This window comes from Bradyrhizobium sp. CSA112 (assembly GCF_029051645.1).
Lineage (GTDB): Bacteria > Pseudomonadota > Alphaproteobacteria > Rhizobiales > Xanthobacteraceae > Bradyrhizobium.
In genome coordinates this window covers 1-387 of record NZ_JAACFS010000172.1, presented here as the reverse complement: position 1 = coordinate 387, position 387 = coordinate 1, and the positions used below count along the sequence as shown (strand labels likewise).

The 387-nt window shown below is 53.2% G+C and carries 1 rRNA gene; it reads right to left on the bottom strand.

Annotation, left to right across the window (positions count from 1 at the left end):
• A 16S ribosomal RNA gene (locus GWE18_RS42185) occupies window positions 1–387 on the bottom strand; the annotation flags it as partial.

The following is a 387-nucleotide window of genomic DNA, read 5'->3' as shown; positions in this document are numbered from 1 at the left end:
ATCTAATCCTGTTTGCTCCCCACGCTTTCGTGCCTCAGTGTCAGTGTTGGTCCAGGTAGCTGCCTTCGCCATGGATGTTCCTCCTGATCTCTACGCATTTCACTGCTACACCAGGAATTCCGCTACCCTCTACCACACTCTAGTCGCCCAGTATCCACTGCAGTTCCCAGGTTGAGCCCAGGGCTTTCACAACGGACTTAAACGACCACCTACGCACGCTTTACGCCCAGTAATTCCGAGTAACGCTTGCACCCTTCGTATTACCGCGGCTGCTGGCACGAAGTTAGCCGGTGCTTATTCTTTGGGTACCGTCATCCCAACCGGGTATTAGCCAGCTGGATTTCTTTCCCAACAAAAGGGCTTTACAACCCGAAGGCCTTCTTCACC